This window comes from Streptomyces phaeochromogenes, assembly GCF_001418655.1.
GTDB classification, from domain to species: domain Bacteria; phylum Actinomycetota; class Actinomycetes; order Streptomycetales; family Streptomycetaceae; genus Streptomyces; species Streptomyces phaeochromogenes.
In genome coordinates, this window is sequence record NZ_LIQZ01000285.1 from 1 (window position 1) to 21,123 (window position 21,123).

17 protein-coding genes and 1 pseudogene are annotated in these 21,123 nt (G+C 72.5%); 12 read left to right on the top strand and 6 right to left on the bottom strand.

All coding sequences use genetic code 11. From position 1 onward, the window contains the following. Positions 1-1,726, bottom strand: a 1,726-nt coding sequence (locus AOK17_RS32770; RefSeq protein WP_055616210.1) for a phosphatidylglycerol lysyltransferase domain-containing protein, incomplete at its 3' end; no start/stop codon positions are given. A gap of 227 nt (positions 1,727-1,953) precedes the next feature. Here AOK17_RS32770 and AOK17_RS32775 point away from each other — a divergent pair. Further along, a complete protein-coding gene (locus tag AOK17_RS32775; RefSeq protein WP_055616211.1) occupies positions 1,954-3,078 on the top strand; it encodes an alpha/beta hydrolase in 1,125 nt (374 codons plus the stop codon). A 281-nt stretch (positions 3,079-3,359) separates the two neighbouring features. Then, a complete protein-coding gene (locus tag AOK17_RS32780) occupies positions 3,360-5,231 on the top strand; it encodes a hypothetical protein (RefSeq protein ID WP_079053412.1) in 1,872 nt (623 codons plus the stop codon). A 67-nt stretch (positions 5,232-5,298) separates the two neighbouring features. Here AOK17_RS32780 and AOK17_RS32785 read toward each other — a convergent pair whose 3' ends face one another. Both AOK17_RS32785 and AOK17_RS32790 read right to left on the bottom strand, forming a co-directional pair. Beyond that, positions 5,299-6,726: a PH domain-containing protein gene (locus tag AOK17_RS32785; protein WP_425424656.1), complete on the bottom strand. Its 1,428-nt coding sequence runs from the start codon at positions 6,724-6,726 to the stop codon at positions 5,299-5,301. Then, positions 6,723-7,238, bottom strand: a complete 516-nt coding sequence (locus tag AOK17_RS32790) for a PH domain-containing protein (protein ID WP_055616213.1) — start codon at positions 7,236-7,238, stop codon at positions 6,723-6,725. Before AOK17_RS32790 ends, AOK17_RS32785 begins: the two co-directional genes overlap by 4 nt. Before the next feature lie 31 nt (positions 7,239-7,269). On the opposite strand from AOK17_RS32790, the gene AOK17_RS32795 reads away from it, so the two are divergent. Then, the gene (locus AOK17_RS32795; RefSeq protein ID WP_055616214.1) at positions 7,270-8,430 is read left to right on the top strand and encodes an NADH-quinone oxidoreductase subunit D; all 1,161 of its coding nucleotides are present in this window, start codon (positions 7,270-7,272) and stop codon (positions 8,428-8,430) included. 49 nt (positions 8,431-8,479) lie between these two features. On the opposite strand, the gene AOK17_RS32800 is transcribed toward AOK17_RS32795, so the two are convergent. Further along, positions 8,480-9,619, bottom strand: coding sequence for an SAM-dependent methyltransferase (locus tag AOK17_RS32800; RefSeq protein ID WP_063997330.1), 1,140 nt, complete (start codon positions 9,617-9,619; stop codon positions 8,480-8,482). A gap of 149 nt (positions 9,620-9,768) precedes the next feature. Between AOK17_RS32800 and AOK17_RS32805 the strand changes: the two genes are divergently transcribed. The 3 genes from AOK17_RS32805 to AOK17_RS32815 all read left to right on the top strand — a co-directional run bounded on the left by AOK17_RS32805 (position 9,769) and on the right by AOK17_RS32815 (position 12,418). Continuing rightward, complete coding sequence (locus AOK17_RS32805; protein ID WP_055616215.1) at positions 9,769-10,971, top strand: sensor histidine kinase; 1,203 nt, start codon at positions 9,769-9,771, stop codon at positions 10,969-10,971. A 44-nt stretch (positions 10,972-11,015) separates the two neighbouring features. Further along, positions 11,016-11,699 carry a response regulator transcription factor gene (locus tag AOK17_RS32810; protein ID WP_055616216.1) on the top strand — a complete coding sequence of 228 codons (684 nt, stop codon included), beginning with the start codon at positions 11,016-11,018 and terminating at the stop codon, positions 11,697-11,699. 86 nt (positions 11,700-11,785) lie between these two features. After that, positions 11,786-12,418, top strand: a complete 633-nt coding sequence (locus AOK17_RS32815; RefSeq protein ID WP_055616217.1) for an AAA family ATPase — start codon at positions 11,786-11,788, stop codon at positions 12,416-12,418. Positions 12,419-12,482: 64 nt separating this feature from the next. Here the strand turns inward: AOK17_RS32815 and AOK17_RS32820 are convergent, their stop codons facing one another. Beyond that, complete coding sequence (locus tag AOK17_RS32820) at positions 12,483-13,589, bottom strand: DUF5937 family protein (RefSeq protein WP_055616218.1); 1,107 nt, start codon at positions 13,587-13,589, stop codon at positions 12,483-12,485. A 167-nt stretch (positions 13,590-13,756) separates the two neighbouring features. On the opposite strand from AOK17_RS32820, the gene AOK17_RS32825 reads away from it, so the two are divergent. Then, complete coding sequence (locus AOK17_RS32825) at positions 13,757-13,972, top strand: hypothetical protein (protein ID WP_055616219.1); 216 nt, start codon at positions 13,757-13,759, stop codon at positions 13,970-13,972. Positions 13,973-14,004: 32 nt separating this feature from the next. Here the strand turns inward: AOK17_RS32825 and AOK17_RS32830 are convergent, their stop codons facing one another. Continuing rightward, positions 14,005-15,252: a threonine aldolase family protein gene (locus tag AOK17_RS32830; RefSeq protein WP_079053413.1), complete on the bottom strand. Its 1,248-nt coding sequence runs from the start codon at positions 15,250-15,252 to the stop codon at positions 14,005-14,007. Positions 15,253-15,399: 147 nt separating this feature from the next. On the opposite strand from AOK17_RS32830, the gene AOK17_RS32835 reads away from it, so the two are divergent. From AOK17_RS32835 to AOK17_RS32855, 5 genes and pseudogenes are all read left to right on the top strand, one after another. Beyond that, positions 15,400-16,392 (top strand): Rossmann-like and DUF2520 domain-containing protein, encoded by a 993-nt coding sequence (locus tag AOK17_RS32835; RefSeq protein ID WP_055616220.1) that lies wholly within the window; start codon positions 15,400-15,402, stop codon positions 16,390-16,392. Between the two features lie 31 nt (positions 16,393-16,423). After that, positions 16,424-17,413, top strand: a complete 990-nt coding sequence (panC, locus tag AOK17_RS32840) for a pantoate--beta-alanine ligase (protein ID WP_055616221.1) — start codon at positions 16,424-16,426, stop codon at positions 17,411-17,413. Beyond that, a complete protein-coding gene (locus tag AOK17_RS32845; protein WP_055616222.1) occupies positions 17,410-19,140 on the top strand; it encodes an L-aspartate oxidase in 1,731 nt (576 codons plus the stop codon). Before panC ends, AOK17_RS32845 begins: the two co-directional genes overlap by 4 nt. A gap of 5 nt (positions 19,141-19,145) precedes the next feature. Beyond that, positions 19,146-20,135 (top strand): annotated as a pseudogene (nadC, locus tag AOK17_RS32850) (carboxylating nicotinate-nucleotide diphosphorylase); the annotation flags it as partial. Between the two features lie 68 nt (positions 20,136-20,203). Continuing rightward, on the top strand, positions 20,204-21,001 hold the full coding sequence (locus AOK17_RS32855) for a type III pantothenate kinase (RefSeq protein ID WP_055616223.1): 798 nt from the start codon (positions 20,204-20,206) through the stop codon (positions 20,999-21,001). Positions 21,002-21,123: the final 122 nt, after the last annotated feature.

Consider the following 21,123-nt stretch of genomic DNA (forward strand, 5'->3'; position numbering starts at 1 on the left):
GGAGGGCGAGGTTCACGAAGCCCTCGGCCTGCATGGCGGCGAAGCCGATGCGGGGGAGGTCGCGGGAGGAGCGGTAGACGACGAAACGGGGCTCCCAGTAGGGGCGGAACTTCGCGTTGAACTTGTACAGCGACTCGATCTGGAACCAGCGGGAGAGAAACACCAGCAGCCCGCGCCAGGCCCGCAGGACGGGGCCCGCGCCGATCTTCTCGCCACGGGCCAGGGCCGAGCGGAACATCGCGAAGTTCAGGGAGACCCGGGCGACGCCCAGGCGGGGGGCCGCCTGGAGGGCCGCCACGATGAGGAGCTCGTTCATGCCGGGGTCCGCCGAGCGGTCGCGGCGCATGAGGTCCAGGGAGACCCCGTCCGTGCCCCAGGGGACGAAGTGGAGCACGGCCTTCAGGTCGCCGTACGGGCCCGGAACGGTGTCTTCCTTGTGGGCCGTCGCGATGAGACAGTCGCCGTCCTCAGGGTCGCCGATGCGGCCGAGCGCCATGGAGAAGCCGCGCTCGGTGTCCGTGCCGCGCCAGGCCTCCGCGGCGCGCCGGATCCGGTCCAGCTCGCCCTCGCTCAGGTCACGGATGCGCCGTACGCGGGTCTCGTAACCGGCTCGCTCGATGCGCTTCACCATCTGGCGTACGTTCCGCATCGCGCGTCCGGCCAGGGAGAAATCCGCGACCCTCACCACCGCCTCGTCGCCCAGTTCGAGGGCGTCCAGGCCGGTCTCGCGGGTCCAGACCTCGCCGCCCGTCTCGGAGCAGCCCATGACGGCGGGCGTCCAGGAGTGGGCCTTCGCCTCGTCCATGAAGCGTTCGATCGCGCCGGGCCAGGCCTCGACGTCGCCGATCGGGTCGCCGCTGGCGAGCATCACCCCGGAGACGACGCGGTACGTCACCGCGGCCTTGCCGCTCGGCGAGAAGACGACCGCCTTGTCGCGGCGGAGTGCGAAGTGGCCTAGGGAGTCGCGGCCACCGTGCTTGTCCAGGAGGGCACGCAGGCGTGTCTCGTCGTCCTCCGTCAGGCGTGCGGCCGGGTGTTCGGGGCGGAAGGCCAGGTAGACGGTGGTCACGGCGGTCAGCAGGCCGAGCGCGCCGAGTGAGAAGGCCACCGTCCAGGACGTGGTGCCCTGGTAGTCGACCGGCCCCTCGAAGCCGAACAGCCCGTACAGCACATGGCTGATGCGGTCCGCGAGGCTCGGATTGCCGACCATCCGGTTGGGGTGGACGCTGACGATGACCAGGCCGAGCAGGAGTGAACCCGCCCCCATGAGGACGAAGTTGGCGAGGGCCCGCCAGCGGCTGCGCGGGTCGGGCAGCGCCTCGAACTCACTCCGGTGGCGCAGCAGCGGGGCGAGCAGCGCCAGCGAGATGAGGACCCCGATGAGCGAGTGCCGGTAGGTGAACTGGGCGAGGGCGCCCAGCGGAAGCAGGATCACGGCGGCCCGCCACGCCCGCCGCTTGCGCCGGCGCAGACCGTGGGCGAGGAGCAGCAGCAGGACGCCCGCGCTGAGGGACAGGGCGGCGGCGAACGGACCGAACGCGCCCGGCAGCACCTCGGCGAGCGTGTGCATACGGCTGTTGCGGAAGCGCGGGAAGACACCCGCCGCGATGTCCAGAAGCCCTACGAGCGTGCAGGCCCTGGCGACCAGGGCGGGAACGGCCTCGGGGCGCGGACCGCGGAGTACGCCCCGCAGTCGGCCCGTTCGAGCCGGAACCTCACCCGACATTTCCCCATCTATCCTGACAGACATCGCATCCCGTAGTTCTGCGAGAGACCTTGAATCCGGTGCCAATCCGGCATCCGGCGACATTGCGCCCTCTAGGACGGTGTCTTGGGGAGACAGGTTCACTCCCCATCGGAAAACCGTTTCAAAGGGCAAGGAAAGACCGGGGCAAGGCGCCGTGAAGGAAGCGGCGCCCGTCACCGGCCGGAAAGCGCAGGCAGGAACAGCCCATGGGTCTCACGAGCAACAAGGTGCTGGCATTCGCGGTCCTCTTCGCGGTGCTGCTGTTCGTCGGCACGGTGTGGTGGTGGCCGCGGCTCGCGCGTCGCAACTGGCGAGCCGTGTCGGGGCGGATCGGTCTGCTGCTGGCCACCCAGGTCGCGATCTTCGCGTCGATCGGCCTCGGCGCCAATCAGGCTTTCGGGTTCTACGCCAGCTGGGCCGACCTGTTCGGCCAGGAGTCGGGCCAGGGCATCGTGGTCGACCATGACGCCGGAGGCGCGAACGGCCCGCTCCAGGTGGTCGACACGCGACAGGTGAACGTCTCCGGCGGAACGCGACCGCAGATCGGCGGACAGATCCAGAAGGTCGACATCGTGGGCCGACGGACCCATATCGCGTCTCCCGCGTACGTCTATCTGCCGCCGGAGTACTTCCAGCCGCAGTACCGCACCCGTACGTTCCCGGCGACTGTCGTACTGACCGGCTATCCGGGCACCGCCGAGGCGCTCATCAAGGGCCTGCACTATCCGCAGACCGCCCACCGGCTGGCGAAGAACGGCACGATGCAGCCGATGATCCTGGTCATGATGCGGCCGACCGTCGCGCCGCCGCGCGACACGGAATGCGTGGACGTTCCCGGCGGCCCGAAGACCGAGTCGTTCTTCGCCAAGGACCTGCCCGACGCGGTATCGCACCACTACAGGGTGGGCAAAAAGCCCGGGAGCTGGGGAATCGTCGGCGATTCGACGGGCGGATACTGTGCGCTGAAGCTCGCGATCCACCACCCGGAGACATACGCCGCTGGGGCGGGCCTTTCCCCCTACTACAGGGCGCCGAGCGACCCCACGACGGGCGATCTCTTCCATGGGAACGAGGAGTTGAAGAACCGCGCCGATCTGATGTGGTACCTGAAGCACAGGCCCGCGCCCGACACCTCACTGCTCGTCAGCAGCAGCAGGAACGGCGAGAGCAACTACCAGGAGACGCTGCGGTTCATCGACCTGGTGCAGGCGAAGAAGCCGACCCGGATCTCGTCGATCATCCTCGACAGCGGAGGTCACAACTTCAACACCTGGCGGCGCGAGATCCCGGCGACCCTGCAGTGGATCAGCGGACGGCTGAGCGACCGGTGAGTGACCGCTGACGGTCTTTTCCCGGCCGACGTTCTTTCCCACTCGGAATTCCGTAATCCGCAGAAGATCCGCAGAAGAAGGGTCGATTCGGGAGAAGCGGCGATCAAGAAACAGCGGCCCTGCAGTGGCAGTTGGGGCGGCCGATGAGGGACCGAAGGCGTGGTCTTTGAGCGGCCGGTGCGGAGATTGCCCGGTGATGGTGCGGTGAGAAGGTCTCGGTGTGGCTGTGTTTTTGCCCCGCGGGGCACCACGATTCGCCTACGCGCGGTAAGTTTCTGGCCATGCCACGAGGACGTCACCGCCATTCCCCACCTCTGCACCGGCTGTTGCCCCCCTCGGCGATCGCAGGCGTCTCCGCCGTCTGCGCCGCGGGGCCATGGCTGTTCTCCGAAACGCTGGTGCTCCGAGGGCTCGCCGCGGGTGCCGCGGCGACGGCTGTCGCGGGCGCGGTCGTCATGCGCCGCTGGGACGCGGCGGCGGGCAAACGGGTCGCGGACCTCACGCGCGCGCGGGCGAGCGACGAGTGGCGTCACGAGGAGCGGGCCGCCGAACTCGAGACCGACCTCGACGAGTCGCGCGAGCTGCGCACCAAGCTGGAGCAGCGGCTCCGCTCGAAGCGCGCCGAGCTGCAGGGGCTGCGCAACGAACACGCCGCGCTGCTGCGGCGATACGCCACGGCGGAGACCGAGCGAGCCACCGCGCTGGAGGGCCGCCGGCTCCTTGAGATAGAAGCGACGGCCCCGGCCAGGGCATTGCCCGCCGCGGCTTCGATATCGCCGGATACGGACGAGACGGCCTCCGACTCCGCCCAGGACGCGGTGCCGGAGGCGACCGCGGCGACGGTCCAGGCCGCCCTCGCGGCGTCCGCGGCGGCCTCGGTCCTCTACGTGAAGGCCAACGCTGCGCTGGACCGGCTCGCGAAGGGCGTAGTCGTCGCTACGGCCGATGCGGCCGGTGCGACCGAAGGTGCCGGTTCGGCGGGCGACTCCGCGGAGGACGCGGCCGAGGACGGCGCGTCCGCCGAGGACGTGACGGCGGAGGACGGTTCGGCGACGGTCGACTCCACGACGGCCGACTCCACGACGGATCCGGCGACGGACGGCTCCTCTGCGACCGAGACTGCGATCGAGGCCGAGGCCGGTGCCGGTGCCGGTGCCGAGACCGAGGGCACCGCCCCCGAGACGGCCGACTCCGCCTCCGCCGGGGACGGTTCGGCTCAGGACGACACGGCGGCGGACGGCTCCGGCCAGGACGCTCCGGCCCCGAGCTCCTCCGCGAAGGCCGGCCCGGTCAAGCGGACCACGACGAAGGGCGGCGGCCCCAAGGGTTCGCCCTCGCCGGGAGGCCCCGGCAAGCGGGCGCCCCGGCCGAACGGTTCCCCGAACGGCTCCGCCAAGGGCGCGTCCGCGGCAGGCAGCACCGTGACGGGTGCCCCCGCCAAGGGTGACGCCGGGCAGGAGGGCGAGGCCCGGGGGAAGCCCGAGGCGGTCGGCGGCCATGAGCGCACGGCCGCCGCGACCGCACCGCTGTCCGCGAGGCCCGCGAAGGCCCCGCAACCCGCGGAGACCGTACGGCCGCACGCGCAGGCCACCGCGACCGACGTGAGCCCCCAGCGGTCCACGGCGACCGACACGACCACGGCCCCCAAGCGGTCCGCGGCGATCGACGTGACGCCTCTTCAGTCCACGGCGACCCGCACGGCGCCCGCCCCCGAGCCGTCGCCGGGCACCGACCTCGCGCGGCCCACGCCGTCCGAAGTGGCCCGTGTGCGGCGGCGGCCCGAGACCGGAGCGACGACCCACTCCCCGACGAGCGCGGCGGCCCTCACCCCCGCCGCGCGGCCCGCCGGACACTTCACCGTGCCCACGGCCGTCGCGGTCGCGCCGGCCTCGCCCGCGCGACGCCCCTCCGTGGAGGGCGGGTTCGACTTCTTCGGTACGCAGAAGGGCGACGAGGCGCTGGAGGCCGTACAGAACGAGGACCTCGCCGACGTGGTCGGCCAGGAGGCGCTCGCGCTCCACAAGGCCGAGTCGGAGTCCGCGTTCAAGCCTGTGAGCGAGGAGTCCCGCGGTGTCGGCCAGGTCATCGACCTGACCGCACACGACGAGACGGAACAGATCGACCTGGCGGAACTGCGCAGCGCGGTCTCGTAGAACCGAAGGACCCGTACGTGATGAGGGCAGTGGCAACCCGCCACTGCCCTCACGCCGTTCGCGGCTCTCAGGCCATCCACCGGTCCGGCCGGGCCTCCCGCCGTCCCGTGCGGGAGCGGTCCGCCTGTCCGTAGAGCAGTTCCGCCGCCTCGGTGGCGTCCCGGAGCCGGGCCGTCACGGTCTTGTTGGCGCCGGTGTCCACGCGGACGTCGGCAAGTCCCTTGTGGCGCTGCCACGGCCCCTGCTCCAGGCGCACGCTCTGCACCTTGGCGTGCGGCACGAGCGCGATGCTGCGGCGCAGCAGCCCGTGCCGGGCCACGAAGACGGTGTCGGTCACGGCGAGCCCGTAACCCCGCCACCAGAACGGCACGCACCAGCCCGCCCGGCGCGGCGGCCGTGCCAGTGAGGTGGGCACGGTCACGCCCGGCAGCACGCGCGCGATGACCGCGTCGGCGACCTCGCGCGGAGCGACCGGCACGAGCACGGAGTTGGAAGAGCCCGCCACGTCCAGCTCGACCCGGACCCACCCGCGCCGCCGCCAGAGCAGCGGCTCGACGATGCGTACGGTCTGGACGCGCCCGGGCGGCACCGTCTCGTGCGTACGGTCGAGGAGCCCGTGGTCGATGCGGAGCCCGTCCGGGGACTCGCCCACCGTCCAGTCGTACTCGCCGACGAACCGTCCCACGCTGCTCGCGCCCGCCGCGCCGAGCAGCGGAAGGGCCGTCGCGAGGACCGTCCACACGCTGTGGGTGGCGAACCACAGGAGCGGCGGTACGACGAGGGCGGCGGCCAGCGTTCCCCAGGTGGCGCCGGTCAGGACGAGCGACACGGCGAGGACACCGGCGGGCACGTGGAGCAGCCGCTGCACCGGCGCCTCGCCCACCTCGTGCGCCGTCTCGGGCGCGAAACCGGCGGCCCGGGCGAGCAGTTCGGCCCGCAGCACCCGGGCCTCCTCCTGGCCCAGATAGGCCAGCTCGTCCTTCTTGTCGGTCCCGACGACGTCGAGTTTGAGTTTGGCGACCCCGGCCACGCGGGCCAGCAGCGGCTGGGTGACGTCGACCGCCTGGAGCCGTTCGAGCCGGATGTGCGCGGTGCGCCGGAACACCAGGCCCGTACGGATGCGCAGTTCGGTGTCGGTCACCGCGAAGTGGGTGAACCACCAGCTCAGAAAGCCGTAGAGGGCGGCTCCCAGGACGGCCGCGACCAGGACGGCCGTCAGCGTCATCGTGGTGAGCCGCGTCAGCTGCCGCTGCGCCTGGTCGGGGTCGTGCACGGCCCAGCCGGCGATCACGGCGACCGGCGCCCACGCGCGCCGCAGCGGCGTCACGGGGTGCAGCCGCCGCTCGGTCGGCCCGGCCGCGACCTCGGACACTTCGCCCGGTACGGGCGCCGCCTCCGGCGCGGATGCCTCTTCCGCTACGGGCCCGGGCTCGTCCCGTACGTCCTTCACAGCCTCCATGTCCTCTACGTCCTTGGAGGCGCCCGGCGTCGTCACAGCCCCGCCGATCGGGCCTCGCCCAGCTCGGTGAGCCGGTCGCGCAGTCGTTCCGCCTCGGCCGGGTCCAGTCCCGGAATGCGGGCGTCCGTCGCCGCGGCGGCCGTGTGCAGCTGCACGCTCGACAGCCCGAAGTGCCGCTCGACGGGGCCGGAGGTGACCTCGACCAGCTGCATGCGCCCGTACGGCACGACGGTCTCCTCCTGCCACAGCACACCCCGGCTGATCAGCAGGTCGTCCGCGCGCTCGGCGTACCGCCAGGACCGCCAGTTGCGGCCCAGCATCGGCCAGCCCCACAGCAGCACCGCGAGCGGCAGCAGGGCGAAGGCCGCCCAGCCGGGCCCGGCGAGCAGACCGAGCAGCAGGCCCGTACCGACGGTCAGCAGACCCAGCCACACCACCAGCAACAGCCGTCGCATTCTCAGCAGCCCCGGCGGGAGTCCGATCCACACCGGCTCGCCCGCCGCCTGCCCCGCTGTCTGCCCCGCGTTTTCCGAGGTCCCCGTCTCCATGCCGCAAGCGTACGTACGCGACACTGTTCCCATGACTCCTACGACGGGTCCCACGGAGACCATGGTCGGTATCGGCGGCGGCGCCGAGAGCACCGACATGGTGCTCAACATCGGGCCCCAGCACCCGTCCACCCATGGGGTGCTGCGGCTGCGGCTCGTCCTCGACGGCGAGCGGATCCAGCACGCGGAGCCGGTGATCGGCTATATGCACCGCGGCGCGGAGAAGCTCTTCGAGGCGCGCGACTACCGCCAGATCATCATGCTGGCCAACCGCCACGACTGGCTCTCCGCCTTCTCGAACGAGCTGGGCGTGGTCCTCGGTGTGGAGCGCATGCTCGGCATGGAGGTCCCCGAGCGCGCGGTGTGGACGCGCACGCTGCTCGCGGAGCTGAACCGGGTCCTGAACCACCTGATGTTCCTGGGCTCGTACCCCCTGGAGCTGGGCGGGATCACGCCGATCTTCTACGCCTTCACCGAGCGCGAGGAACTCCAGCACGTCATGGAGGAGATCTCCGGCGGGCGCATGCACTACATGTTCAACCGGGTCGGCGGCCTCAAGGAGGACATGCCCGCCGGATGGACCGCCCGCGCGCGTGCGTCCGTTTCCGGAGTGCGCTCCCGTATGGACCGTTTCGACGACCTGGTGCTCGGCAACGAGATCTTCCGCGGTCGTACGAGGGGTGTCGGCGTCCTCTCCCCGGAGGCCGTGCACGCCTACGGAGTGAGCGGTCCCATCGCCCGCGCCTCCGGAGTCGACTTCGACCTGCGCCGGGACGAGCCGTATCTCGCCTACGGGGAGCTCCAGGACACCCTGAAGGTCGTCACGCGCCAGGAGGGCGACTGCCTGGCCCGCTTCGAGTGCCTCCTGGAGCAGACCCACGTCGCGCTCGACCTCGCCGACGCCTGTCTGGACCGGCTCGCCGAGCTGCCCCCGGGGCCCATCAACCAGCGGCTCCCGAAGGTCCTGAAGGCCCCCGAGGGCCACACGTACGCCTGGACCGAGAACCCCCTCGGCATCAACGGCTACTACCTCGTCAGCAAGGGCGAGAAGACCCCGTACCGGCTGAAGCTCCGCTCGGCCTCGTACAACAACATCCAGGCGCTGGCGGAGCTGCTCCCGGGCACGCTGGTCGCGGACATGGTGGCGATCCTGGGGTCGCTGTTCTTCGTGGTCGGGGACATCGACAAGTAGGCCGGTGACGGAGGTCGGATCGCGGCCGGGTCTCCGGGAAAACCGCGCTCTACGTAGAGGGCCGTTCTCCGTCGGGGAGCGGGTCCGGAATTCCAACCGGCTGGAGCAGCCACCCGAAGTCGCCGAGTCCGCCCCGGGCGGTCAGCTCGGCGGCCTCGCCCGCGCCCGCGAGGGCCCGTACGTACGCCGTCGGGTCCGTGGAGGCCAGGGCCAGGGACGGCCGCTCCCCGCTCACCCCGAGCGCGCCCAGTGCCTCCCGCTGGCTCAGCAGCCGCGCCCCGGGCAGGGCGCACGCGTCCAGCGCCACATGCGCGGTGATGTCACAGGAGCCGTCGGGCACGGGTGCGGTCTCCCGGCCGTCCTTGAACCCGGTCAGTGTTCCGAAGGGCGGGCGCGCTCCCGCGAAGTGCGCGTAGTCCACGGCCACGGCGAGACCCCGGCCGAGGGAGGCCACGGCGGCGGCCCAGGCGGCGTCCCTGGGGAGCCCGATCTCGGCGCGGAGTCCTTCGGCGGCATGAGGGTCGTAGGGGCCGTGAAGGCCCTGAGCAGGGCCCTGGAGGCCCGCTGCGGACAGGCGGACGCCCTCGGGCGGAGGCGGCCCGTCCGGAGCTTCAGGGGGCGGCAGCGGGCCGTCCGGGGTTGCCGTGAGCGGCCACCACTTCTCCAGCCACTCCGCCTCCGCCCCGGCCACCGGTTCCCCGAGGACCTCCGTCCCGTCCTCCCGTACGAGAACGAGCCGTGCCGTGCCCTCCGCGTCCGCCTCGGCCACGTCCAGGGGCACGTTGTCGAGCCACTCGTTGGCGAACAGGAGGCCCGTGACGTCCGGCGGGGGCGCCGGGAGCCACTCGATCCGGTGATCGAGTCCGGCGGGGCGGGCGGCCCGTTCCACGGCGTACCCACGCGCGCGGGAGGCCACTTCGGCGGGGAGGGCCTCCAGGACGCCGGTCACCAGCTCGCCGCGGCCCGCGCCCATGTCGACGAAGGCGAGTTCGGCGGGGTGGGCCAGCGCCTCGTCGACGAGGCACAGGAGCCGGGCCACGGCCCCCGCGAACAGCGGTGACGCGTGAACCGAGGTGCGGAAATGGCCCGCGGGACCCTCGGGGCGGCGATAGAAACCGGAGGGCCCGTACAGCGCCTCCTCGGTCGCCGGGCGCCACCCGCGCACCCCGCCCGCGCTCTCACGCTGCACTGCGCTCACCACTGCTCCCGACCGCTTCCACCGCGTCAGGTTAAGCGCCGAGTCGAGTAGGGCCTCCACCTTGGGGAGTACGAGCACCGGTTACGGATCGACCCTCCGGTTGACCCCTGCACACAGCACGCTTCCCTACGCTGGGTTACGTGCAGCGCCTCTATGACTTTCTCCGCAGGCACCCGATGTGGGTCGACGGCTTCTGGGCCGTCTTCCTCCTCGGGATCTCTGTCGTGGGCGGAACCGCGAACCAGGAGGCCGCCGGGACCGACCTCCCGGCCATCGTCATCCCGGTCACCCTGCTCCTCTGCCTGGTGATCGCGCTGCGCAGGCGCCTGCCCGAGAAGATGCTGCTGCTGGCCGTCGCCGTCGGCGTGGCACAGCTGGCACTGGACGTGTCGGTGGTGCCGGCCGACTTCGCGCTGCTGGTGATCACCTACACCGTGGCGTCGAACGGCACGCGCTGGGCCTCCCGGCTGGCCCTGACCGCAGGCCTGTTCGCGGCGCCCCTCTCGCAGCTGCGCTGGCCGGACGGGAACACGAGCGGCGCGGGCCATGTCGCGATAGTGGTCTTCCAGATGGTCCCGTTCGCCCTCGCCTGGGTGCTCGGCGACTCCCTGCGCACCCGCCGCGCCTACTTCGCGCAGCTGGAGGAGCGGGCCGCCCGTCTGGAGAAGGAGCGCGAGGCGCAGGCCAAGGTCGCCGTCGCCGCCGAGCGCGCCCGGATCGCCCGCGAGCTGCACGACGTCGTCGCGCACAACGTCTCGGTGATGGTGGTCCAGGCCGACGGCGCGGCATACGTCCTCGACTCCGCTCCCGACCAGGCCAAGAAGGCCCTGGAGACCATCTCCGGGACGGGCCGGCAGGCCCTCGCCGAGATGCGCCGCCTCCTCGGTGTCCTGCGCACCGGCGAACACCAGGAGTCCGGCGAGTACGTGCCGCAGCCCGACGTGGAGCAGCTCGACGACCTCGTCGAGCAGTGCCGCAGCTCCGGCCTCCCCGTCGACTTCAAGATCGAGGGGACCCCGCGCCCCCTGCCCAGCGGCGTGGAGCTCACGGCGTACCGCATCGTGCAGGAGGCCCTCACCAACACCCGTAAGCACGGGGGGCCGAACACGGGGGCGAGTGTGCGCCTGGTCTACTTCGACGACGGCCTCGGCCTGCTCGTCGAGGACGACGGCAAGGGCGCCCCGCACGAGCTGTACGAGGAGGGCGGCGCCGACGGCCGGGGCCACGGCCTGATCGGGATGCGCGAGCGCGTCGGTATGGTCGGCGGCACCCTGGACGCCGGACCGCGGCCCGGCGGCGGTTTTCGCATCAGCGCCCTGCTTCCCCTCAAGCCGGCCCACTGACACGTGCACGCTTCAGCTCCACGAACCGACCGGAGGACCTTCCCATGCCGATCCGCGTGATGCTCGTCGACGACCAGGTGCTGCTGCGCACCGGGTTCCGGATGGTGCTCGCCGCCCAGCCGGACATGGAGGTCGTGGCGGAGGCGGGCGACGGCGTCGAGGCCCTCCAGGTGCTGCGCGCGACCGAGGTCGACGTGGTGCTCATGGACGTACGCATGCCGAAGCTCGACGGCGTGGAGACCACCCGCCGCATCTGCCAGGACGAGAACCCGCCGAAGGTGCTGATCCTGACCACCTTCGACCTCGACGAGTACGCCTTCTCGGGGCTCAAGGCCGGTGCCTCCGGCTTCATGCTCAAGGACGTGCCGCCGGGCGAGCTCCTCACCGCGATCCGCTCCGTGCACAGCGGCGACGCGGTGGTCGCGCCCTCCACCACCCGGCGCCTGCTCGACCGGTTCGCGCCGATGCTGCCCAGCGCCGGCAAGGAGCCCCAGCACAAGGAGCTGGAGCGGCTCACCGGGCGCGAGCGCGAGGTGATGATCCTCGTCGCGCAGGGGCTGTCGAACGGCGAGATCGCGGCCCGGCTCGTCCTCTCCGAGGCGACGGTCAAGACCCATGTGGGCCGCATCCTCACGAAGCTGGGCCTGCGCGACCGCGTCCAGGTTGTCGTCCTCGCGTACGAGACGGGTCTGGTGCGGGCCGGGGGCGGTAGCGGGGGACAGGGCTGACCACCGTCCGGGGGCCGGGCCGACCACCGTCCGGGGGCCGTGCCGTGCGTGACCGGGGCGTGATCGGCGGCCACTAGGGTCTGCGCATGCTTCTGTGGATCAACGGCCCTTTCGGCGGCGGAAAGACGCAGACGGCGTACGAGCTCCAGCGGCGGCTGCCCGGCAGCGTCGTCTGCGATCCCGAGCACGCCGGCTTCGGTCTGCGCCGCATGCTGCCGCCCGAACTGCGCGGGAACTTCCAGGACTTGGCCTCCTGGCGGCAGGGCGTGGTCGAGGTGCTCGACCTCGCCCTCACCAAGCACGACGGAGTCGTCGTCGCGCCCATGACGGTCACCGACTTCGGCTACTTCGACGAGACCGTCGGGCTGCTGCGCGAAAAGGGCCACGACGTACGCCACTTCACGCTCCTCGCCGAGCGCGAGACCGTCCTGAAGCGGCTGCGCGAGCGCGGCTTCGGCCATCTCCTCCAGTACGTCGCCGGCAAGGACGCCCCGCTGCGCAGGGAGAGTTGGGCGGTCGAGCAGCTCGACCACTGCCTGGAGCGGCTGCGCGAACCGGAGTTCGCCGAGCACCTGTGGACCGACCACACCACGGTCGCCAGGACGGCCGACCGCATCGCCGTCCTGGCCGGCCTGACCCTCGCACCGAACAAGGACGGGGCCCTGCGGGGGCGGCTGCGGCGGTCCTGGACGAGCGCCAGGCACATCCGCTTCGACTGAGCCGCTTCCGCTGCCGCATCCGCAGTCGGTCGCAGCGGGGGTGGCGCCGGAAAGCGGGGCGCGCTCAGCGCAGGATGCCCTCCAGGAAGTCGCTGCCCAGGCGGGCCAGCATCGTGACGTCCAGCTGGTGCAGGACGTACCGTCCGCGGCGGCGGGTGGTGAGCAGGCCCGCCTTCTTCAGGACACTCAGGTGCCGGGATATCTCGGGCGGCGTCATGCCGTGCGTCTGGGCCAGCTCGCTCGTGGTGAAGGCGCTGCGGGCCAGGCTGCGGCACAGGCGCATCCGCACCGGGTGGGACAGGGCCGTCATCCGCAGGGTCAGCTGCTCGACGGAGGGCGGGGCCGCCAGCTCGGGGGAGCCGACCGGGTAGTGCAGCACCGGCTGCCAGCCGTACCGGTGCAGCACCATGAGGTGGGGCCAGCCGAGGCTTGTCGGCACCAGCAGCAGGCTGCTGTCCCGGACCGTGGTGTGGCCGCTGCCCAGCTTGTCGACGGTGACGCGGCCGGCCGCCTCGTCCAGCGCCACCGCGGGTGACACCGAGGCCAGCGCCTCGGCCAGACCCTTGCGTCTGAGCAGATCCGTCTTGTGGCGGGCGTCCGCGGCGAGCTGGTGGCGCAGCCGGGACCAGGTCTCGGCGAAGAAGGCCTCGTCGCAGTCCTCCAGGAACTGGCGCAGCCAGGCGCGGATCCTGGGCGGGTCCTCCAGCAGCCGCGCGGTGAACTCCGCCGGCCGGGGTCCGCGCGCGGCGGCCAGCTCCAGCGCGCGCCGACGGGCCCCGGCGTTGGTGAGCGCGCCCGCGCCCTGTGCGTCGTACGGCAGGGCGCAGGTGAATTCGAGGGCCGCGTCCACGAACTGGTCGTCCGTCAGCTTGTCGAGCAGGTCCAGGTCCTCGGCGAGGGTGGCGCCGGGGAGCGCGGTGCCGCCGCCCACCCCCGCATACGGCAGGAACAGGTCCGAGAAGGTCGTACGCCACAGGAAGTCGGCCTCGCACATCCGGTCCGCCAGATGCGGGTCGAGGCGCGCGGTCACCCCGGTCGCCCAGCCCTGCAGCCCGGGGTGGTGCCCCGGCTCGGCCAGCGCGTGCAGCGCCATGCAGAGCTCGGCGAGGGGCGAGGGCACGACGGCCACCCGCTCCCTGCGGAGCCCGGAAATGTCGATGGTCACGCTCATGACCTCATGGTGCACCCCGCCACTGACAACGCGGCCGTCGATTGACGACGCCGGTCAATCGACGCGACGCCCCGGCCGGGGCGTGCGCAAGCTGGGATCACAGACCGGGGCAACCGCGGGGCCCACGGAGTTCACGTCCGTACCCAGTCCCGAAGAGGCGATCCGCCATGAGCATCACCCAGCAGTACCTCATCGACACCTATCGCGCCCGGCAGCACGGCGACCCGACCCCGCCGGCCCCCGGCACCCACGACTGGCAGGTCATGCGCGAACTGGCCGACCACCGCCGTTTCCGCGCGGCCCTGACCGGCCGTCCGGCCCGGGGCCGGGGCCGGGGTCGGGGCCGGATACGGGCGGCGCTGGCGCGGCTGCGCGGGCGCTGAGGGGCCGACCTTTCAGGCACCGGTCCGGGCGGTCAGCGCGGCAGCCGCGCCACGAAGTCGGCGACCGCCGCGCGGACGTCCTCAGCGGTCCACTCCAGCCCCGGCGCGGCCACCGTGACCTCGGTGAACGCCAGACCGGGTCCACCCCGCTCCCAGACCTGCGGGAACAGGCCGGTCTTCGTCTCCTCGGCCTGCAGCGTCCCCGCGTCGGTGAGGGCGTCGGCGTCGTACGGCAGCCAGACCTGGAACTGGTGGGTGTGCGGCTCCTCGGGGTGCACCCGGACCCAGGGCACCCCGGCCCCGGCGAACCCCTCGCGCAGCGCCGCGGCGACCACGCGCGCGTGGGCCACGTACTCCGGGAGCCGGGGCAGCTCCTTCTCCAGGCCGATCAGCGCGGACAGGGCGGTGGGGAACTGCTGGAGGATCTGCCCGCCGTAGCGGTGGCGCCAGGCCTTCGCCTCGTCGACGAGTGTCTTCGGGCCCGCGAGGGCGGCGCCGCCGAATCCGTCGAGCGACTTGTAGAAGGACACGTAGACGCTGTCCGCGAGGTCCGCGATCTCGTCCAGGGAGTGGCCGAGGCGGGTGGTGCACTCCCACAGGCGGGCCCCGTCGAGGTGCACCACGGCGTCGCGTTCGCGTGCCGCGTCCGTGACGGCGACCAGTTCCTCCCAGGAGGGCAGGACGAAACCGGCCTCCCGGAGGGGCAGTTCGAGGAAGAGCGTCCCGAAGGGCTCCTCCAGGTCGCGTACTTCCTCGGCCGAGGGCATCCGCGGCTCGCGTGTCGGATGCACGGTCCGCAGGTTGCCGACCGTGCTGAGTGAATGCCGTTCGTGGACCTCCGGGTGGGAGAGGGGATGCATCGCCACCGTCGTACTGCCCGTACGGCCCGCCCAGCAGCGCAGCGCGACCTGCTGGGCCATGGTGCCCGAGGGGAAGAAGGCGGCGGCCTCCTTGCCGAGCAGAGCCGCGACCCGCTCCTCCAGGGTCTCGACGATCCCGTCGCCGTACATGTCCACCGGCTTGTCCAGGTCGTACACGTCGGGTCCCGCGTCCGTCAGCCGGGCCAGCCGCTCGCCGACCGTGGCGTGGAAACCGGGCCGCCACAGCACCCGCCGCGCCCCTCGCCAGGCGACCCTGCGCCGCTCGCGCCGCTGCCCGGCCGCCTCTTCCGCGGCCTGCCCCGCCGAACCGTCCGCCGCCTGTTCCGCCGAACCGTCCGGCACCTGCTCCGCCGCCTGTTCCACTGCCTGCCCCACCGCCTGCTCCGCCGTATCGCCCATGCCCGGATCATGCAGGACACCACGGCGACCGGTCATATGAATTCCCCACAGCCTGTGGACAAAAAAACGGCCCTCGGACCAATCGCGTTAACATGACGAGAAATCGTCCGGTACCCGGAGCGGACTGGAACGGAAGGCCGCCGTCGAGTGAGTACATTCCCCCAGCCAGACCCCAAGGACCGCCCCGCGCGGCTCACCGTCGGTGTGGTCGGCACCGGTCGTGTGGGCCCCGCCCTGGCCGCGTCGCTCCAGCTCGCAGGACACCGCCCGGTGGCCGCCTCCGGGGTCTCCGACGCCTCCCGGCGACGAGCGGCGGAGCTGCTGCCCGACGTGCCGCTGGTGACCCCCGAGCAGGTCCTGGGGAGGGCCGACCTGGTGCTCCTGACCGTCCCGGACGACGCCCTGCCGGGACTGGCGGAGGGCCTCGCCGAGACCGGTGCCGTACGGCCGGGACAGCTCATCGTGCACACCTCCGGGCGGTACGGCACGAGGGTCCTGGACCCCATGCTGCGCGCCGGTGCGCTGCCGCTCGCGCTGCACCCCGCGATGACGTTCACCGGCACCCCCGTGGACGTGCAGCGCCTCGCCGGGTGCTCCTTCGGGGTCACCGCGCCCGAGGAGCTGCGTCTGGCCGCCGAGGCCCTGGTCATCGAGATGGGCGGCGAGCCCGAGTGGATCGCCGAGGCATCCCGGCCGCTCTACCACGCGGCCCTCGCGCTCGGCGCCAACCACCTGGTGACGCTGGTCGCCGAGTCCATGGAGCTGCTGCGCGCGGCGGGCGTCGAGGCCCCGGACCGGATGCTGGGCCCCCTGCTGGGCGCGGCCCTGGACAACGCGCTGAGGTCGGGCGACGCGGCCCTCACGGGACCGGTGGCGCGCGGTGACGCGGGCACGGTCGCCGCGCACGTCGCCGAGTTGCGCAAGCACGCGCCCCAGACCGTCGCCGGCTATCTGGCGATGGCCCGCGCGACCGCCGACCGGGCCCTCGCCCACGGCCTGCTCAAGCCGGAACTCGCCGAGGACCTCCTCGGCGTACTCGCCAACGGGACGGCCGGGACCGCCGGGCCGGGCGGACCGAACGGCCCGAGTGGCACCGACGGAGCGAACGGACCCGGCGGGCCCGAAGGAGACGCCCGATGACGCGCGCAGGTGCCGAGAACGGAGCCACCCGATGACCACCACCGTGCTGCGCACCGCCGACGAGCTCCATGCGCGCGTGCGCACCGGCCGCCGTGCCGTCGTGATGACCATGGGCGCCCTGCACGAGGGTCACGCGACGCTGATCCGCACCGCCCGTGAGATCGCTGGCGACGGCGAGGTCGTCGTCACCGTCTTCGTGAACCCCCTCCAGTTCGGCGCGGGCGAGGACCTGGACCGCTACCCGCGCACCCTGGACGCCGACGTCAAGATCGCCGGACTGGCGGGCGCGGACGTCGTGTTCGCCCCTGCCGTGGACGAGGTCTACCCGGGCGGCGAACCCCAGGTCCGCATCAGCGCCGGCCCCATGGGCGGGCGCCTGGAGGGCTCGACGCGACCCGGGCACTTCGACGGCATGCTCACCGTCGTCGCCAAGCTGCTGCACCTCACCCGCCCCGACGTGGCGCTGTTCGGGCAGAAGGACGCCCAGCAGCTCGCCCTGATCCGCCGCATGGTGCGCGACCTGAACTTCGGCATGGAGATCGTCGGCGTCCCGACGGTGCGCGAGGCGGACGGCCTGGCCCTCTCCAGCCGCAACCGCTATCTGTCGGCCACCGAGCGCCGCACCGCGCTCGCCCTCTCCCAGGCCCTGTTCGCGGGCAGCGACCGGCACGCCGCCCAGGAGGCGCTGCGCGCGCGTGCCCGTGAGGTGCCTGCCACGCACGCGCGTGCCGAGGCCCTCAGCGCCATCGGCGAGTCCCGCGCCGCGGCCGACACGCACGCCGTCGCCAAGGCGGCCCCCGGCGGCCCCGCCGCGGTCCGCGCCGCCGCCCGCCTGATCCTCGACGACGCGGCCCGCCTCAACCCGCCGCTCGCGCTCGACTACCTCGCGCTGGTCGATCCGTCCGACTTCACCGAGATCCCGGACGACCACACCGGCGAGGCGGTCCTCGCCGTCGCCGCCCGGGTCGGGACGACCCGGCTGATCGACAACATTCCTCTGACCTTCGGAGCCGCCTCGTGACCAGCACAGGCACCAGCACAGGCATACGTCTGCACGCGCCCGCACCCGGCTGGTCCGTCACCGCCGACGTCGTGGTCGTCGGCTCCGGAGTCGCCGGACTCACCGCCGCCCTGCGCTGCGACGCCGCCGGGCTGCGCACCGTCGTCGTCACCAAGGCCCGCCTCGACGACGGCTCCACCCGCTGGGCCCAGGGCGGGATAGCCGCGGCCCTGGGCGAGGGCGACACTCCCGAGCAGCACCTCGACGACACCCTGGTGGCGGGCGCGGGCCTGTGCGACGAGGACGCCGTGCGCATCCTCGTCACCGAGGGACCCGACGCCGTACGCCGGCTCATCGAGACCGGCGCCCACTTCGACGAGTCCGAAGAGGGCGGCCTGGAGCTGACCCGCGAGGGCGGCCACCACCGCCGCCGCATCGCCCATGCGGGCGGCGACGCCACCGGCGCCGAGATCTCCCGTGCCCTGGTCGAGGCGGTACGCGCGCGTGGCCTGCGCACGGTCGAGAACGCGCTCGTCCTGGACCTCCTCACGGACACCGACGGACGCACCGCCGGCGTGACCCTGCACGTCATGGGAGAGGGCCAGCACGACGGCGTGGGAGCCGTCCACGCCCCCGCCGTGGTCCTCGCGACCGGCGGCATGGGCCAGGTCTTCTCGGCGACCACCAACCCCTCCGTCTCCACCGGCGACGGCGTGGCGCTCGCGCTGCGCGCCGGCGCCGAGGTCAGCGACCTCGAATTCGTCCAGTTCCACCCGACCGTGCTGTTCCTCGGCGCGGACGCCGAGGGCCAGCAGCCGCTCGTCTCGGAGGCGGTCCGCGGCGAGGGCGCCCACCTGGTCGACGCGGGCGGCGTGCGCTTCATGACCGGCCAGCACGAACTGGCCGAGCTCGCCCCCCGCGACATCGTCGCCAAGGGCATCATGCGGCGCATGCAGGAGCAGGACGCCGAGCACATGTACCTGGACGCCCGGCACTTCGGCGCCCACATGTGGGAGCACCGCTTCCCGACGATCCTCGCCGCCTGCCGCGCCCACGGCATCGACCCGGTCACCCAGCCCGTCCCGGTCGCCCCGGCCGCCCACTACGCCTCCGGAGGCGTCCGCACGGACTCCCGGGGCCGTACGACCGTCCCCGGTCTGTACGCGTGCGGCGAGGTCGCCTGCACCGGTGTCCACGGCGCCAACCGGCTCGCCTCCAACTCCCTCCTGGAGGGCCTGGTCTACGCCGAGCGCATCGCCGCCGACATCGTCGGCGGCCACGAGGAGAACAGCCTCCACGCGCGCGTGCCCGCACCGGTCGCTTATCCGGAGAAGCCCGCCCATCCGCTGCTCGCCCCCGAGGCACGCTTCGCGATCCAGCGGATCATGACCGACGGCGCCGGGGTCCTGCGCTCGGCCGCCTCCCTGGAGACCGCGGCCGAGCGCATCCAGCAGCTGCACACCGAAGCCCGCGACGCCCTCGACGTCCACGGCAAGACGGCCGAGCCCGGCGTCGACACCTGGGAGGCCACCAACCTCCTGTGCGTGGCCCGCGTCCTCGTCTCCGCCGCCCGGCTGCGCGAGGAGACCCGCGGCTGCCACTGGCGCGAGGACAAAGGTGAACGGGACGACACGAACTGGCGGCGCCACATCGTCGTGCGGCTGAATCCCGACCGCACACTCGCCGTACACACCACCGACACCCCAGACTTCCCCCCGACACAGCAGTCCCGTCCCCAGGAGCAGTGACAGAAGTGAGCACCCCCGACCTTCCCCTCCTCACAGGCGGTGGCTGCGGCGACGGCTGCGGCTGCGGCGCCGCAGGGGAGTACGACGTCGATCCCCTGGAGTACGCCGAGTGCGGGCTCGACCCCGCCCTCGCGCAGCTCCTCGCCGACGCCGGGCTCGACCCCGTAGAGATCGAGGACATCGCGCATCTGGCCATCGAGGAGGACCTCGACCACGGCGTGGACGTGACCACCGTCGCGACCATCCCCGAAGAGGCCGTCTCCACCGCCGACTTCACCGCCCGGGAGGGCGGTGTCGTCGCGGGCCTCAGGGTCGCCGAGGCGGTCGTCTCCGTGGTCTGCACGGACGAGTTCGAGGTCGAGCGGCACGTCGACGACGGCGACCGCGTCGAGGCAGGCCAGAAGCTCCTGAGCGTCACGACCCGCACCCGCGACCTGCTGACGGCCGAGCGCAGCGCCCTGAACCTCCTGTGCCGTCTCTCCGGCATCGCGACGGCCACGCGCGCGTGGGCCGACGTTCTGGAGGGCACCGGCACGCGCGTGCGTGACACCCGCAAGACGACGCCGGGACTGCGCTCCCTGGAGAAGTTCGCCGTCCGCATGGGCGGCGGAGTCAACCACCGCATGTCCCTCTCGGACGCGGCCCTCGTCAAGGACAACCACGTGGTCGCCGCGGGCGGCGTCTCCCAGGCCTTCAAGGCCGTACGGGAGACCTTCCCGGACGTGCCGATCGAGGTCGAGGTCGACACCCTGGAGCAGCTCCGCGAGGTCGTGGACGCGGGCGCCGACCTGATCCTCCTGGACAACTTCACACCCGGCGAGTGCGCGGAGGCAGTGGCCGTCGTGGACGGCCGCGCACTCCTGGAGGCCTCGGGCCGCCTCACCCTGGACACCGCCCCGACGTACGCGAAGACGGGCGTCGACTTCCTCGCGGTGGGCGCCCTCACGCACTCCTCGCCCATCCTCGACATCGGCCTCGACCTGCGCGAGGCCGACGAGACGTCCCAGGTCTCCGAGACGTCCAAGGCCTCCGACGCGTCGACGACGAGCGAGGCTGAGTAGGCATGCTGCTCACGATCGACGTAGGCAACACGCACACCGTCCTCGGCCTCTTCGACGGCGAGGACATCGTCGAGCACTGGCGCATCTCCACGGACGCCCGCCGCACCGCGGACGAGCTGGCCGTACTCCTCCAGGGCCTGATGGGCATGCACCCGCTCCTCGGCGACGAGCTGGGCGACGGCATCGACGGCATCGCCATCTGCTCGACCGTCCCCTCGGTCCTGCACGAGCTGCGCGAGGTGACCCGCCGCTACTACGGCGACGTACCGGCCGTCCTCGTCGAACCGGGCATCAAGACGGGCGTCCCGATCCTGATGGACAACCCCAAGGAGGTCGGCGCCGACCGCATCATCAACGCGGTCGCGGCCGTCGAGCTCTACGGCGGACCTGCCATCGTCGTCGACTTCGGCACGGCGACGACGTTCGACGCGGTCTCCGCGCGCGGGGAGTACGCCGGCGGCGTCATCGCCCCCGGCATCGAGATCTCCGTCGAGGCACTCGGCGTCCGCGGCGCCCAGCTCCGCAAGATCGAGATCGCCCGCCCCCGCACGGTCATCGGCAAGAACACCGTCGAGGCCATGCAGTCGGGCATCATCTACGGCTTCGCCGGCCAGGTCGACGGCGTCGTCAACCGCATGGCCCGCGAACTCTCCGAGGACCCCGACGACGTCACGGTCATCGCCACCGGCGGCCTGGCTCCCATGGTCCTGGGCGAGTCCTCGGTCATCGACGAACACGAACCCTGGCTGACGCTGATCGGCCTCCGCCTGGTCTACGAGAGAAACGTGTCCCGCACCTAGACGTCCCAAAGAGGCGCGGCGCCGTGCCGATTCGCGGCTGCGCCGCGTGGACGCGAGCACCCCTGGACGACCCGCAGACAGCGCGCGTCCCCCGGTCGCACCCACCCGGGGGCGCGGGGCTG

Bases quoted from the DNA above. Each gene is read 5' to 3' on its own strand.
- AOK17_RS32775 (WP_055616211.1), top strand. From the start codon at position 1,954: ATGGGTCTCACGAGCAACAAGGTGCTGGCATTCGCGGTCCTCTTCGCG.
- AOK17_RS32780 (WP_079053412.1), top strand. From the start codon at position 3,360: ATGCCACGAGGACGTCACCGCCATTCCCCACCTCTGCACCGGCTGTTG.
- AOK17_RS32790 (WP_055616213.1), bottom strand. From the start codon at position 7,238: ATGGAGACGGGGACCTCGGAAAACGCGGGGCAGACAGCGGGGCAGGCG.
- AOK17_RS32795 (WP_055616214.1), top strand. From the start codon at position 7,270: ATGACTCCTACGACGGGTCCCACGGAGACCATGGTCGGTATCGGCGGC.
- AOK17_RS32810 (WP_055616216.1), top strand. From the start codon at position 11,016: ATGCCGATCCGCGTGATGCTCGTCGACGACCAGGTGCTGCTGCGCACC.
- AOK17_RS32815 (WP_055616217.1), top strand. From the start codon at position 11,786: ATGCTTCTGTGGATCAACGGCCCTTTCGGCGGCGGAAAGACGCAGACG.
- AOK17_RS32820 (WP_055616218.1), bottom strand. From the start codon at position 13,589: ATGAGCGTGACCATCGACATTTCCGGGCTCCGCAGGGAGCGGGTGGCC.
- AOK17_RS32825 (WP_055616219.1), top strand. From the start codon at position 13,757: ATGAGCATCACCCAGCAGTACCTCATCGACACCTATCGCGCCCGGCAG.
- AOK17_RS32830 (WP_079053413.1), bottom strand. From the start codon at position 15,252: ATGGGCGATACGGCGGAGCAGGCGGTGGGGCAGGCAGTGGAACAGGCG.
- panC (WP_055616221.1), top strand. From the start codon at position 16,424: ATGACCACCACCGTGCTGCGCACCGCCGACGAGCTCCATGCGCGCGTG.
- AOK17_RS32855 (WP_055616223.1), top strand. From the start codon at position 20,204: ATGCTGCTCACGATCGACGTAGGCAACACGCACACCGTCCTCGGCCTC.